This window comes from Bacillus sp. N5-665, assembly GCF_022637375.2.
Lineage (GTDB): Bacteria > Bacillota > Bacilli > Bacillales > Bacillaceae_G > Bacillus_A > Bacillus_A wiedmannii.
Genome location: NZ_CP093325.1, coordinates 4,499,500 through 4,512,655 on the forward strand (window position 1 = coordinate 4,499,500; position 13,156 = coordinate 4,512,655).

The following is a 13,156-nucleotide window of genomic DNA, read 5'->3' on the forward strand; positions in this document are numbered from 1 at the left end:
TCCCCCTATGCTACTTTTCTACTATTTGTATTGCTTTCACTTTTTTTACTTGTCATATAAGAGATTGCTAGTACAATCACAGTTGCAATAATCACATAAATAAGTGCTGCATTTTGTTTTCCTTCAAATACAACTTGATGGAATAATCCTGCAAGTGATCCACCTAGAATTGGACCAACTACTGGAATCCATGCATACTTCCAGTTCGAACCGCCTTTTCCTGCAATCGGAAGGAAGAAGTGTGCGATACGCGGACCTAAATCACGAGCCGGGTTGATCGCGTATCCTGTCGTTCCACCTAATGATAAACCAATACTTACAATTAAGAAACCTACGATAAATGGATTTAATCCATCTGCAAATTTATTTGCTCCAATTGCTAATATACCAAATACTAAAACGAATGTTCCAATCATTTCACTTAAAAGGTTTGTAAATGTGTTCGGAATTGCTGGGCCTGTTGCAAATACACCTAATTTTGTTCCTGGATCTTCTGTTTCTTTCCAGTGTGGTAAGTAATGTAAATATACAAGAACTGCCCCGATAATTGCCCCAATCATTTGTGCTGCGATATAACCTGGTACGTCACTCCATGGGAACGCTCCCTTAAATGCTAATCCTATCGTTAAAGCCGGATTCAAATGTGCCCCACTAATTGATCCAACTGCATACGCTGCCATAGCAACTGCTAAGCCCCAGCCCATTGTAATAACAATCCAACCAGAATCTTTCGCAAACGATTTCTTTAAACTTACACCAGCGCAAACGCCGCCACCAAGTAAGATTAACAACGCAGTCCCTACTAACTCTCCTAAAAATGCTGACATAGTATCCCTCCACAATCAATTTAAACGCTTCCAAATGTGATAGAGGTAAAATGAATGGCCATTCGTTTTTGTCAAAAGAAAAAGACCCACAGCTTTGCACGCTTCTATATAAATTTATATAGAAACAATGAAATGTGGATCTCTTCTTTTCTCCGTCACGTTTATTAACTTGTCTATAATGTTAACCTTTCATGAAAGCGGTGTCAACAGAATTTTTTCACATTTTCGTCACTTTTTTTGGTAATGTTTCCATAGTTCTTTTTTTGATGTCGTAATTGCTGTCGCACCAGCACTTAAAGCTCTTTCAACATCTTGCACAGTACGAATGAAACCACCCGCTAAAATCGGGACACCAGTACGCTCTTTCACTTCAGCAATCACATCCGTTAGCGCACCAGGAAGCACCTCTATATAATCCGGCTTCGTCTTTTCTAGCAAATTACAGCTCTTTTCCATCGCGCTAGAATCAATTAAAAAGATGCGTTGAATTGAGACGACACCCTTTTGCTTCGCCTTCATAATCACGCTCGCCTTTGTCGACAGTAACCCGTACGGTTTATATTCTTGGCATAAAAACTCCGTCGCATGCCCATCACTTTGTAATCCATGAATCAAATCAACATGTAAAAACACCTTTTTACTATGCTGCTTCGCAAGTGACACAACACTCTTCAATTGACCAACATGAATATCTAAAATAACAATATACTCATACGAACTATGTAATAGCTTCTCCAAATCTTTAATTTGCCTCACTGCCGGCAAAATCTTCTGTTCATGAAATTCCATTCTAAATGTCCCCTTCTTTATGTCATCCTATCCTTTATAGTACACAATTTAAGTGAAAAGAACAGCTAGTGTAGGGGATTTCTTTCAAATCTTTCCTCTATCTATATATTTTCTTCAACTTATCAGAAGCCGTGCCACCTATAACCATTAATATGAGGGGTAAAAAATTCATTACATACGGTGCATCTGCTACAAGTGTGATGCTCGCTCCGGCAAACTTATTTAGCATCCATACAACGATTTTTGTAATAAATAAAAATACGCCCATCATAAATAAACTATCGAAAAACACCTTCCATTTTGGATATGCTAACTGTTTACTATCATTAATTACTTTTTGCGTCAACTCTTCATCACTCCTTAGCAACTCATCAATCGTAATACCGAACAGATCACTTAGATGAATAATAATTTCAATGCTCGGATAGTTCTTTCCCGTCTCCCATTTCGAAACAGATTGTCTACTTACATGAATTTTTTCAGCCAAATCATGTTGCGACCAATTTCGTTTTTCTCGTTCTCGTTTCAAGCGTTCACTAAAAATCATACTGTGTTTATCACCTCTCTACGTCTAGTATGGTCAAATAACTGATGAAGAGTAAAGCGAGTTGTCGTTGCGTTAGCTGTGCAACTTTTACGTTACAGGTTGTAATGGTGCTATGTAGTGTGTATATTTCATATGCTATGCTCCTATAATAATTTCCCGAACAATAATCGTGCTTCTTAACATTGTCGCTTTGTGTCGGTAAGTCGATATATTGAAAAAATCGTTGATATATTTTAGGAAATAAAAAGTGGATAACAAGACGTTATCCACTCTTCTCAAATTATAATAAAACCGAATCTTTATCACTATCCTGATTACCCTCCTTATCATTCTCCAAAAAGAAAATCGTTTTGTTGATTTCTCAACTTATACTAATATGGATAGCGCCAGGGAAATTAATGAAGAAATACAATTAGAACGAACAAAAAACCCTGTAAAATTTATTACAGAGTTTTTTGCTAAGTATTTATTGTTTTGCATAACGAATACGAACATTATCATCCATATGATAAATTTGTAATGTGTTTCCATCATAGTTTTGTAATTTATATATCATACTATCGTTTGTTAACTTTACTTCTTGACCGTCTTTAACTGCTTTTGTTACTTTTAAGGACAACTGGAATGACGGAACATCTACCGCATATGTTCCTGTTAAGTAGTTATCTTTATTCGGATAAGAACCATTCGCATAGGACTCAAATGTTTTATCACCTTTTAGTACTAACGTAGTTTTTATACCACTACCGTAATCAATACCCCAATTACCAATAATCTCAGTACCATCTTTGATGTTCTTCTCCATGTTTCCATAATTAATTCCTAACTCTTCACTTGTACCAACTGTACCTACAAATACCCCCGTTTTAGCTTGGCTTTTATCTGTTTGAGCCTGACTACCCGTAGTTGGGTTTGTCGGTGTAGAAGTACTTGTTGTACTAGTAGATTTTTCTGTGGCTGTATCACCTTTTATTTCGGATCTTAACTTATCGAATGTAGGTTTCCAAATACGTTTTGCTTCCTCTAGTTTTGCATTTGCTTTATTTAAGATTTCCTTATCGGTCTCTAAGCTGAAGCCTTTATCGTTAAATAACTTCTCTATTTCACCGAATGTTTCTCTTAGTTTACCTGTCGCTTTTTCAATCTCTTTTTGTTCTTCTTTATGTTTTTGCGGTGCGTAAATCTTCTCTATCTTATCAAATACTTTATAGATGTCTTTAATACTATCTAATACCTCAGCTTTTGATTTACTTCCATTTCTCAAATCTCTTACAGAAGCATCATAGTAATCAAATCGTCTTAACATATCCTGTTCAATGTCTAATAAATATTGTGCATAATCTTCATCTAAAACTCGAACCTTTTGAACATCTTTACTTTCTTCTTTCGAATTAGTTGATTTTTCTTTCGTTTCAGCAGCCTTAGATTTACTCGTTTCTTCTGTCTTCTCTTCTTTATTTGCCGAATCTTTTACTGTAACACAACCACTTAATAATATGGCAACTGGAACTGCAGCAGCTATTAGTTTTTTCACTTTCATACCTCATACCCCTTTAAGTAATTTATTCTTAGTTAGTTTTGCTACCGATACTCTTCGCTGCTTCTTCAAACAGTTTTGAGCCTTCTTGTGCTTTACTTAATGATTGATGCATTTTACTCTCGTCTTCTTGGTCTAATGCATCAAAGAGAAGTTGAAAACAATCCGCATACAGTTCCATCGATTGCTTTATCTTCGCTTGTTCTCCCTGTAATTCAGGAGGCGCTTGTAGATTCTTCAGTTTCGTTGCAGTTGCCTTTGCTCCACCTAAACTCAGTTGTACTTCACTTTTCTTTTGTTTGTATGATTTTACGTCTGAATCTGCTATTCCTTCAATTAATTTCATTGTATCTTCAATTTGAGTGGCACTGTTTATAATATCTGCCTTGTATCTTTCAACATCTGAACCAGTTACCTTACCAGTTGAAGAATTAGAAGAAGTAGAATTATTTGAAGAAGAACTTTGTTGACTACTTGAGGAACTACTGTTTGTATCTTCACCTTTCGCTACAGATAAGCTATCCTCTTTCTTGCTATCAGTTGACTTACTCTCTTTTTCAGCAGCCTTACTCTCTTTCTCTACCTTTTGCGTTTCTTCTTTCTTTGGTTCGGCTTTCTTACCATCAGTTTCAATTGTAATACAACCACTCAATAACATAACTGGTAACGCTAAACTTACTAATTTCTTTGCTTTCATGATTACTAATACCCCTTTATATGTAAAATTCAGTGCAAACAAGTTAATATACTTAACTAATAAATCCCCCCGAATAATTTATTAGAATCTACTATCCATAGATTTCCTGTATATTCATAATCTTTCCATATATATTATTTTACAGAGAATTACATATTTGGTCAAAGGGATTTATGTAGTCTTCACAGGGAAATTTACTAAACGAAAAGAAATTTTAATCACAAAGAAAAGAAGCTAACAATAAATTGTTAACTTCTCAGCCGAAAGTAAAATATTATCTTTCCTTATCTTCTAATATCTAGGTTGGGATTGAATATTTGTAAGATGAACATCAAACATATCAATTATTTCAAGAAATCTATCAGCTTCACGGAAAACATGGTCTGCTAATAATGGATGAATGATACTCTTTATTTTACATTGCTCAATTAAATCACGTGCTGTTTTCTTAAAATCCCGAAGAGATGTAACCGACACACGATTTTGATCTAAAAATTGATCTAAAAGTGGGACTGTTTGGGATTGTGGTTTCATAGATTCTAAGTCAATTGCTTGATACATCAATTCATCAAAATCATTGCTAAAATTCCGCGCTGTATCTACAAGCTTTCTTTCCGATGGATCAAGAAGATGACCAATAAATTTAGCATGGTCTGCCATAATCCTTAAAAAGAAAACATTTTCTTTAATAATAGCATCAGGAAGAGCATCTAATTTACCTTCATTTAATTGTATTAAACGTTTTCTAAAATAATCAGCTTCCCTACTCGTATGGTCAACTAACAATGGAAAGTTATTTTGTCCTGGCAATTTACATGTGAGAATTAATCCTAAAATTTTTCTTTTAAATCCCCAAATATTAGTTGCGGCTTGTTGTACTTCTGAATTAAATCTTTTTATTTGCTCAGGATCTGTTTCATTTGTATAGGAATGCGCTATTTGTTCGATATGTTCAAACAATCGATAAAATTGATTAGCCTCTTCGATTAGTTGCGTATCCTCACATCTAAACCCTAAGCGAAGAAAAAAAGAATGCTCCTTCATGATTCTAGACCAAAAACGAATTTCATTTAATGAACGCTCAACAAACATTACAGATGTAACACCTGTATCAGGATGTAATGATGTTTCATCCCTATGCATTGTTAATCCCCCCCAGTAAATACTGCGCTAGTTCCATTCTTATGAGTAGAAATATATATAAATACCACTTATAAAAGTCCATGATAAATTTCGTATACATGCTCCCCAAAAAGAAAAAAGGCTATCACCTAGATATAAAGTTCTCCTAGTTGGTAGCCTTTCAAAATGTCTATTAAAGCAGCACCGAATCCTTATCACTATCCTGATTGCGCTTCTCTCGCTCTTCTTCTAAACGCTTCATATACACTTCGCCTTCTTTTTCAATAAACTCATTATCCATTTCTTGCTCTTTTTTTGAAGTATATAAAACCATGTAGCCACTTAATACGATCCCAACGATTACAAGATACACCCACCATGGTAAAGTTTCCACTGTACTTCATTCCTTTCCTTAGACAAGCCTTATTAGTTTCACTGTATGAGGAAAGAAGTGGATTTATGCTTTAAATTTTTATTGTGGATTCTTCGCGAAGAACGCTTGTACATATTCCATAAACTCTATTGGTTCCTGACGAAACGGTGCGTGGTATCCTTTTTCAATGATATGGAACGTACTATTTGCAAATAGCTCATGATACAGTTCACCATTTTTCCAAGAAACGCTCTTATCGTGTCGTCCCCATATAATTAAAGTCGGCACCTTAATTTTGTCTGCTTCCATCGCGATGCGGCGCTCTCTCATTTTCGTCAACTGATCATAATGCTCTTTATCGTCGCGACTATTTTTTACTGCATTTTTATTATAATCTGTAATCTCTGTTACAGTTTGTAAGTCCGTTGATAGCGGCGGCACTTCATAACTTTCTTTTTGCTGGAAAGACTCAATCCCTGTAGAATCCGCTAAAACGAGATGCGTTACTGCATCCGGATATAAATACGCTAAATTTAGAGACATCTCTCCGCCCATCGAATGACCAAGTACTGCGAATTGATCGTACCCGAGTCTCTTCATTAACTTATAATATAAATTCACTTGCGCAGGAAACGAATACTGAAAATCAACCGGCTTCGAAGAACGTCCAAATCCTAAAATATCAACCGCGATAATCGTATGGTCCTTTACAAGTTCCGGATAAATATCACTAAACCCATCTGAAGAACCACCAAACCCGTGAAGCATAAGTAAAGGCGGCTTCCCCTCACCAATTTGCTTAAAATAAATCGTCTGCCCATCAATCTGTGCCATACTCTCTTTCGTATTCAGCTTCATCATAACAGTATTTTTCACTTCTCCAACCTTCGCAATCGGCTTATCAACGAAGTTACATACGATTAACAAAACGAGCACAATACCGCTAATGAAATAAAATTTAAACCGTTTCAACATTCCCGTCTCCTTTCTCTTGTTGCTATTTAAAGTTTTTACATTATTTGGTTGTTTTATGATTAATTTTAATTGTAACCATGATAGTTACAATTATACTAAAAAAATATTACTCATTGCCACTAGTGATGGTTACTTTGTAACTATTATAGTTACATATTTAAAGTAAGTCAATTCTTTTTATGACCAAAAAGAAAAGGGACCTCGTTATGAGGTCCCTTCACTTTATTATTTAATTTAAAAATGGTCAGCGTGTGAGTCTTGCTTGCTAATACCGCCACCGTCACCTTTATTGAAGTTGGCCGGTGCTCCTCCATCGCCTCTATTATCTGCTGGTGCTCCACCAGTATCTCCAATGTTAACGTAGTCTGGTCTTGCTGGTGCTGGAACATCACCGTGCTCCGCTTGTTGTACAAAAGAACTATTTAAACCGACAGATACAATACCAACTAACACTATACCAGTTACAGCCATACCTATTTTTTTAAACATTATTTTAATGCTCCTCTCTCTATCTTCTTCTCTTTTGCCTGTAATGCTTTGTAAAAATAATCACTTGCTTTCATGTAATTAGCATCCTCACGAAACTTTATTGCAAGTTTTTCCACATATTCCTGAGTGTAACTATATAAAGATTCTTTATCAAAATAAGTAATTCCTTTAAGGATAATCTGCTCTAATTCTTTAATAGGAACATTACCATTTACTGCTTTTAAAATACTAAAATGATGTATATACTCTTCATTTTCTAACTCCATACAAATATTTAATCCTCTATCAATTAATTCTTCAGCAATGTTTGTTTCTCCCAGTTTAAAATGTTCCCTAGCTTGTAGGAAAATCGCTTTGAAATGTGCTGGGAATTTCTCTGTTACTTCCGAAAGATGTCGAATAGCTAGTGCAGAAAGGTTTTGACTTGCGTATAGCCATCCTAAATTATGACGTACCCTTAAAAGCAATATAGCGTTATCCTGTTTTTGTAGAATATCTATCGCTGAATTTAGACACTCTTCTGCTTGTTCATATTGCTTTATTTGTATGGCAGTTAGTCCTAAAAGATTTTGAGATAAAGCAATATTCATATCTTGTCCTGATTGTTTTGAAAAAATTTCTTTAGCTTTATTTATATATTTTATTGTATTCATTGGTTGCCTTGTATTGTAGAAAAATGCAGAAAGACGATAACAGAATTCCCCATATTCTAATTCATCAGGAATATATTTTATTAGTGTTTTGGCCTTCTCATAACATCTACTTGCATCATTGTAATTTGATATTAGAGTTGCATGCATTGCCTTAAAAAAATAATAGTAATATGACAAACGATTTTCAGACGTTTTATAAATTTCATCAATTTTATCAATTTTATCAATTTTATCAAAACTATTTTTAGTAATTTGTAAGCCATCCGCCAGCACTTTATATCTAAAATCTAATAAAGAGTAATATAGCCATAAATCCCCATCCTCTTTTACATTAGAAAATTCACTCTCAATATCTTCCTTCATTTCCCTAGCTTTCTCTATATCTTGCTGCAACATTACACGATACCAATCATCTAAAGAATGTTTCATTTGCTCCCGTGTTACTACATCTGCTCCCATACACCCGCATCTCCTTTTCTCCAAACTTACAAAATTAGGATATTTATACAATTATTCAAATTGTATATCACCACCTCTTTTCTATGTATTGAAAAACAATTGTCAGAAAATTTATAATTTAAATGAATTATACCAAATATTTCTATTTGAAAAACTTGAGAAACATTTTTCAGAAAATTTTATAGCCCAAATAAAAAAGCAAGTAGTTCCAGCGATTCGCTAGAACTACCTGCTCTCCTACTTATTATCTCTATTTTACTCTTTAATAAATTCCTTCGTACTTCTCACTGTATCAATCGGACGAACTAATTTTTCGATTTCTTCACGTTTTGGCTCTAGGAATGGAGGTAAAGATAATTTTTCGCCAAGTGTTTCGTATGGCTCATCCCCCATAAATCCTGGGCCGTCTGTTGCAAATTCAAATAAAATTTGCGGTGCAACTCTTGCGTATAATGACTCGAAGAAGTGACGATTTACATAGCCAGATGAAGGAAGCCCTACGCTACCGATTCTCTCAATCCATTCTTCTAGTACAGCACGATCTTCTACGCGGAATGCGGCATGGTGCACTGTACCAAAGCCTTGTTGCGCTTCTGGAAGAACCGTATTATGTTCTACAATGACAGAAGCACCGTTTCCGCCTTCGTTTACTTCAAATAAATAGAATTCTCCTTCTTGAGCAATCTCTTTAAATAATAAAACTTTTTCTAACACTTCTTTGAAGAAACTAAAGTTTGCGATACGAATAAATACAGGTCCTAAGCCAGTAATTGCATATTCTAATGGAACTGGACCGTTTTGCCATGGTGTACCTGATTCGATCCCTTTATCTAATTCATCAGAGATTAATTGATAGTGTTGATCATCGAAATCAACGAAAGAAAGAGTTTTCTTACCAAATTGCTCTTTAATGCCTGTATGTTCTACTTCAAGACGGTCAAAGCGTTTTACCCAATATGCTAACGCTGCATCAGTTGGCACTCGGAATGAAGTTTTTGAAATTTCATTTGTACCGTGTACTCCTTTTGGAATACCTGGGAAGTCAAAGAATGTCATATCTGTTCCTGCACTACCTTTATCATCTGCAAAGAATAAATGATACGTTTGAATATCATCTTGGTTTACTGTTTTTTTAACTAAACGCATTCCTAAAACGTGAGTGAAAAATTCATAGTTCTTTTCTGCACTACTTGTAATTGCTGTAACGTGGTGAATTCCTTTTAATTGGTTCATTTTATATTCCTCCAATGGTTTTTAAATTTATATTTTCTCTTCTATTATTTCTCTTCAATAGGTGCTAATTTCGCTTCAATTTCTGCTCGCTGATTTTCTAAGAACGGCGGTAAATCAAGTTTTTCTCCTAAATGCTCTACATCTCCATCAACTGTAAATCCTGGTCCATCTGTCGCAATTTCAAATAGGATTCCGTTTGATTCGCGGAAGTATAAGCTTTTAAAATAGAAACGGTCGATAATGCCAGAAGAATGGAAACCTTTTTGTATTACCTGTTCTTCCCAGTAAGCAAGCTCTGCATCGTTCTTTACACGAATTGCTAAATGGTGAATGCTACCGCGGCCTGGTTTTTCAGTAGGACCATCCAAATATTTCACAACGATTTCTCCGAAGGCTTCTCCTTTAATGGACTGGAAAATCGCTTCTTCGTCGCTTCGGCTAACTTCTGTATAACCAAATATATCTGTTAATGTACTCGCCAGTTTATCAAGTCTACGCACCGTCATTTCCACTGAACCCATTCCTTGAATTTGATGCTGTGCAGGAACTTCGGATTTCTCCCACGTTTCCCAGTGCTCTACTTTTTCTCCATTTGAAACGAGTAGTACGAGACGAAGACCTTCAGCATCCTCAAATTGTAAAGCAGAACGATTTGCATATGTTGTCATTTCACTATGTTTCACATCAAATTTCTCAAATCGTTCTTTCCAGTAATGTAAGCTTTCCTCTGACGGAACGAGTAATCCAATTCGCGTAATTGCATTCGTACCACGGTACGTTTTCCCTACTAAAGGCATTTCAAAAAATGATAATTCCGTACCTGGACTTCCTGTTTTATCTCCGTAAAATAAGTGATACATAGACGGATCATCTTGGTTTACCGTCATTTTCACACGACGTAACCCAAGCACGTTTTTATAAAAATGGTTATTCTCACTTGCGTTTTTTGTAACCATTGAAATGTGATGATGCCCTTTAATTTCATACATTGTTTATTCCTCTGTTTCATTTTACTAGTCAAGTGATAACTAAAAAATAACATTTCCAACAAATAATATGGTTATTAACTTTTCAATTTATGCTTATTATGTTTTTGTAAATTCATCTTAGTTTTTACTGAATAAGTTACTTCGTTTTTTTAATCGAAAGCAATTGAGTGTATGTTTTTCATATGACTCAATCACTTTCGTTACTATCACTTTACAACTCAAGTGATTAAAAAGCAAGTTATTTATCTCAAATTCGAGATATTTTTTATTGCATAAAATTTTGGACTACAAACACAAGAAATTCTTGGTTTGGAGACATTATAAAATTCATAAGTTGATGGATGTAGGATATCGCCAGCATTAAAAAAACACGCTAAGAGTATGCAAGGTTTTATACAGTTTTTCAGCTAATTCAGTAACAAACAGAAATCTTAAAATCCCCTTCAGGATAGAAATGTATAAAAAAATGTATAGATCCATAGAACGTAAAAAGGAGGTTCCCTTGTGAGAGCAGGCTTCTCCTTTTTCCTTGCTACCGATAATGAGACATTATGTTAACCTCATATGTATAGAATATACAGTTAACTAAAAATGAAAAGTTTACATTTGAAAATGAACAATAAAAAACAGTAGTGTATAAAATCACTACTGATTTTTATTGTTTCTTATAAGTGAATTATTTGTATTCCTGTCTATATAATTTAAACGAATAAATAGCTCCAACGAAGAATACAAAGGCTTCAAATAATATAAAGATTTGACGGAAATTCTCGATATCTTTACCAACTAAAGAAATAAATATGCAATTCATTAGAATTTGAGTAGTAAACATACAAGAAATAATTTTAAAATAAATAGCATTTGTTCTTTCATCTGGTTTACCAATTTTTTTATAAATAATAATAAGTGCAATTACTGAACCCAAAAATAGAAGTGCTGTAAGTCCTACAACGATATTGAAATTGCCTGTACTTTCTAACATCCATTTGTTTAATAGATCAATCATTATTATCTTCCTTTCCTACATAAGAGAATATTTCGTTCTTCTTTTTCACTATAATAAAAAAAGAAAAAGGAAAACATCGAACTTTCTTACAAACATTCGTGTATTCTTACAGTTTTGTCATTTTGTAAATATATTCACCGCCTTGCCTTTCGCTAACTGGCGGTTCAGCTTGGCGAAAGCTAAAAACCCGCCGAAAATAAGAGCCAGCAAATGAAATTTATATTGCCTAATGCTTAAAACTACTTCCTATATCGATAATTATGTAAATAAGCTGCCCATATGGACAGCTTATTGTATTTTTTCTGAAATGCTGGCGCGTTACTCAACTAAAAAGTTGATATGCTCCCATTCTAGTGGCAAGATATGTTTTATTAGTTCTTCGTTACACCCATGCGTACTTCTTAACTATTTCATTTCATTTTCAATAAAAAACAGCCCCACTAAGCTTTTAACACTTAATGAGGCCATTTGATTCACATTATTAATTATGGAACGTCGGCTTATAGAACGAACGATTATCAAGTGCAAAGACACGCTCAGTGTATTCGCCTGGTTTTGTGCGTCCTAATGCACGGTCCATCATGTTCATTTTTGCATCTAAGTTATCGATGTAGTGCAGAATTTCTGCTTCTTTTACTAATGGTGGTTTTGGGCTACCCCATTCTGCTTTTCCGTGGTGAGAAAGCACGATGTGTTGAAGAATTAATACTTCTTCTGCATCGATTTGTAGCTCGTCTGCTGCTTTACCAATTTCGTTCACCATAATTGAAATGTGGCCAAGTAAATTCCCCTCTAACGTATAAGTTGTAGAGATTGGGCCAGATAGCTCAATTACTTTACCAAGATCGTGTAAAATAACGCCCGCATATAGTAAGTCTTTATCTAACGATGGGTATAAAGCCGCAATAGCTTTCGCTAAATCAAGCATCGATACGACATGATAAGCTAGTCCAGATACGAACTCATGATGATTTTTCGTCGCTGCTGGATATTCTAAAAATTCGTTTTGATGCTTATTTAACAAATGTCTTGTTAGACGTTGAATGTTTGGGTTTCTCATTTCAAATATGTATTGCGTAATTTTTTCAACCATATCTTCTTTTTTCACTGGTGCTTTTTCCACGAAATCCGAGATATCTGTTACTTCATTTTCATTCGCAACACGGATTTGTTTCACACGTAATTGAATACGTCCTTTGTAGTTTAAAATATCACCAGCTACTTTAACGATTGTTTCTGCTACATATTGTTTCTCAACTTCTGGCGATACGTCCCATAGCTTCGCTTCAATATCTCCACTTGGATCTTGTAAGATTACTGTTAAAAATGGTTTCCCATTGCTTGCTAAACCTTTTGTCGCTGTTTTAATTAACAAGAAAACATCGACTTGTTCACCAACTTCATATTCTGCAATTTTCTTTTTCATTCGAATTCCTCCACCATATCAATTACTTTTAGTA

General features: G+C 34.7%; 14 protein-coding genes. All 14 read right to left on the reverse strand.

All coding sequences use genetic code 11. The features are described from left to right. Positions 1 to 5 precede the first annotated feature (5 nt). The 14 genes from glpF to yhaM all read right to left on the reverse strand — a co-directional run bounded on the left by glpF (position 6) and on the right by yhaM (position 13,122). On the reverse strand, positions 6 to 827 hold the full coding sequence (glpF, locus tag MNO09_RS25675; protein ID WP_001272205.1) for a glycerol uptake facilitator protein GlpF: 822 nt from the start codon (positions 825 to 827) through the stop codon (positions 6 to 8). A gap of 228 nt (positions 828 to 1,055) precedes the next feature. Continuing rightward, the gene (gene glpP, locus MNO09_RS25680; RefSeq protein WP_000394296.1) at positions 1,056 to 1,616 is read right to left on the reverse strand and encodes a glycerol uptake operon antiterminator GlpP; all 561 of its coding nucleotides are present in this window, start codon (positions 1,614 to 1,616) and stop codon (positions 1,056 to 1,058) included. Positions 1,617 to 1,713: 97 nt separating this feature from the next. Next, a complete protein-coding gene (locus MNO09_RS25685; RefSeq protein ID WP_000577676.1) occupies positions 1,714 to 2,163 on the reverse strand; it encodes a helix-turn-helix domain-containing protein in 450 nt (149 codons plus the stop codon). A 466-nt stretch (positions 2,164 to 2,629) separates the two neighbouring features. Beyond that, positions 2,630 to 3,703: a DUF3994 domain-containing protein gene (locus tag MNO09_RS25690; RefSeq protein WP_000865191.1), complete on the reverse strand. Its 1,074-nt coding sequence runs from the start codon at positions 3,701 to 3,703 to the stop codon at positions 2,630 to 2,632. A 28-nt stretch (positions 3,704 to 3,731) separates the two neighbouring features. Then, positions 3,732 to 4,397, reverse strand: a complete 666-nt coding sequence (locus MNO09_RS25695; protein WP_000644839.1) for a DUF7018 domain-containing (lipo)protein — start codon at positions 4,395 to 4,397, stop codon at positions 3,732 to 3,734. Between the two features lie 291 nt (positions 4,398 to 4,688). Next, positions 4,689 to 5,540 carry a DUF2935 domain-containing protein gene (locus MNO09_RS25700; protein WP_000554485.1) on the reverse strand — a complete coding sequence of 284 codons (852 nt, stop codon included), beginning with the start codon at positions 5,538 to 5,540 and terminating at the stop codon, positions 4,689 to 4,691. A 172-nt stretch (positions 5,541 to 5,712) separates the two neighbouring features. Further along, entirely contained in the window at positions 5,713 to 5,913 is a 201-nt protein-coding gene (locus MNO09_RS25705; protein ID WP_000449229.1) for a sporulation YhaL family protein, read from the reverse strand. Positions 5,914 to 5,991: 78 nt separating this feature from the next. Next, positions 5,992 to 6,864 (reverse strand): alpha/beta fold hydrolase, encoded by an 873-nt coding sequence (locus tag MNO09_RS25710; protein ID WP_033657829.1) that lies wholly within the window; start codon positions 6,862 to 6,864, stop codon positions 5,992 to 5,994. Positions 6,865 to 7,101: 237 nt separating this feature from the next. After that, on the reverse strand, positions 7,102 to 7,356 hold the full coding sequence (locus tag MNO09_RS25715; RefSeq protein ID WP_000473353.1) for a Phr family secreted Rap phosphatase inhibitor: 255 nt from the start codon (positions 7,354 to 7,356) through the stop codon (positions 7,102 to 7,104). Then, complete coding sequence (locus tag MNO09_RS25720; protein WP_097860117.1) at positions 7,356 to 8,468, reverse strand: response regulator aspartate phosphatase; 1,113 nt, start codon at positions 8,466 to 8,468, stop codon at positions 7,356 to 7,358. Before MNO09_RS25720 ends, MNO09_RS25715 begins: the two co-directional genes overlap by 1 nt. Before the next feature lie 255 nt (positions 8,469 to 8,723). Further along, the gene (locus tag MNO09_RS25725; protein ID WP_001072539.1) at positions 8,724 to 9,701 is read right to left on the reverse strand and encodes a ring-cleaving dioxygenase; all 978 of its coding nucleotides are present in this window, start codon (positions 9,699 to 9,701) and stop codon (positions 8,724 to 8,726) included. A 44-nt stretch (positions 9,702 to 9,745) separates the two neighbouring features. Beyond that, on the reverse strand, positions 9,746 to 10,690 hold the full coding sequence (locus tag MNO09_RS25730; protein ID WP_000272998.1) for a ring-cleaving dioxygenase: 945 nt from the start codon (positions 10,688 to 10,690) through the stop codon (positions 9,746 to 9,748). Between the two features lie 676 nt (positions 10,691 to 11,366). Continuing rightward, complete coding sequence (locus MNO09_RS25735; protein ID WP_000566281.1) at positions 11,367 to 11,696, reverse strand: hypothetical protein; 330 nt, start codon at positions 11,694 to 11,696, stop codon at positions 11,367 to 11,369. Positions 11,697 to 12,177: 481 nt separating this feature from the next. Further along, a complete protein-coding gene (gene yhaM / locus MNO09_RS25740; RefSeq protein WP_000726645.1) occupies positions 12,178 to 13,122 on the reverse strand; it encodes a 3'-5' exoribonuclease YhaM in 945 nt (314 codons plus the stop codon). Between the last annotated feature and the right edge of the window lie 34 nt (positions 13,123 to 13,156).

Bases quoted from the DNA above. Each gene is read 5' to 3' on its own strand.
- glpF (WP_001272205.1), bottom strand. From the start codon at position 827: ATGTCAGCATTTTTAGGAGAGTTAGTAGGGACTGCGTTGTTAATCTTA.
- glpP (WP_000394296.1), bottom strand. From the start codon at position 1,616: ATGGAATTTCATGAACAGAAGATTTTGCCGGCAGTGAGGCAAATTAAA.
- MNO09_RS25685 (WP_000577676.1), bottom strand. From the start codon at position 2,163: ATGATTTTTAGTGAACGCTTGAAACGAGAACGAGAAAAACGAAATTGG.
- MNO09_RS25690 (WP_000865191.1), bottom strand. From the start codon at position 3,703: ATGAAAGTGAAAAAACTAATAGCTGCTGCAGTTCCAGTTGCCATATTA.
- MNO09_RS25695 (WP_000644839.1), bottom strand. From the start codon at position 4,397: ATGAAAGCAAAGAAATTAGTAAGTTTAGCGTTACCAGTTATGTTATTG.
- MNO09_RS25700 (WP_000554485.1), bottom strand. From the start codon at position 5,540: ATGCATAGGGATGAAACATCATTACATCCTGATACAGGTGTTACATCT.
- MNO09_RS25715 (WP_000473353.1), bottom strand. From the start codon at position 7,356: ATGTTTAAAAAAATAGGTATGGCTGTAACTGGTATAGTGTTAGTTGGT.
- MNO09_RS25720 (WP_097860117.1), bottom strand. From the start codon at position 8,468: ATGGGAGCAGATGTAGTAACACGGGAGCAAATGAAACATTCTTTAGAT.
- MNO09_RS25725 (WP_001072539.1), bottom strand. From the start codon at position 9,701: ATGAACCAATTAAAAGGAATTCACCACGTTACAGCAATTACAAGTAGT.
- MNO09_RS25730 (WP_000272998.1), bottom strand. From the start codon at position 10,690: ATGTATGAAATTAAAGGGCATCATCACATTTCAATGGTTACAAAAAAC.
- MNO09_RS25735 (WP_000566281.1), bottom strand. From the start codon at position 11,696: ATGATTGATCTATTAAACAAATGGATGTTAGAAAGTACAGGCAATTTC.
- yhaM (WP_000726645.1), bottom strand. From the start codon at position 13,122: ATGAAAAAGAAAATTGCAGAATATGAAGTTGGTGAACAAGTCGATGTT.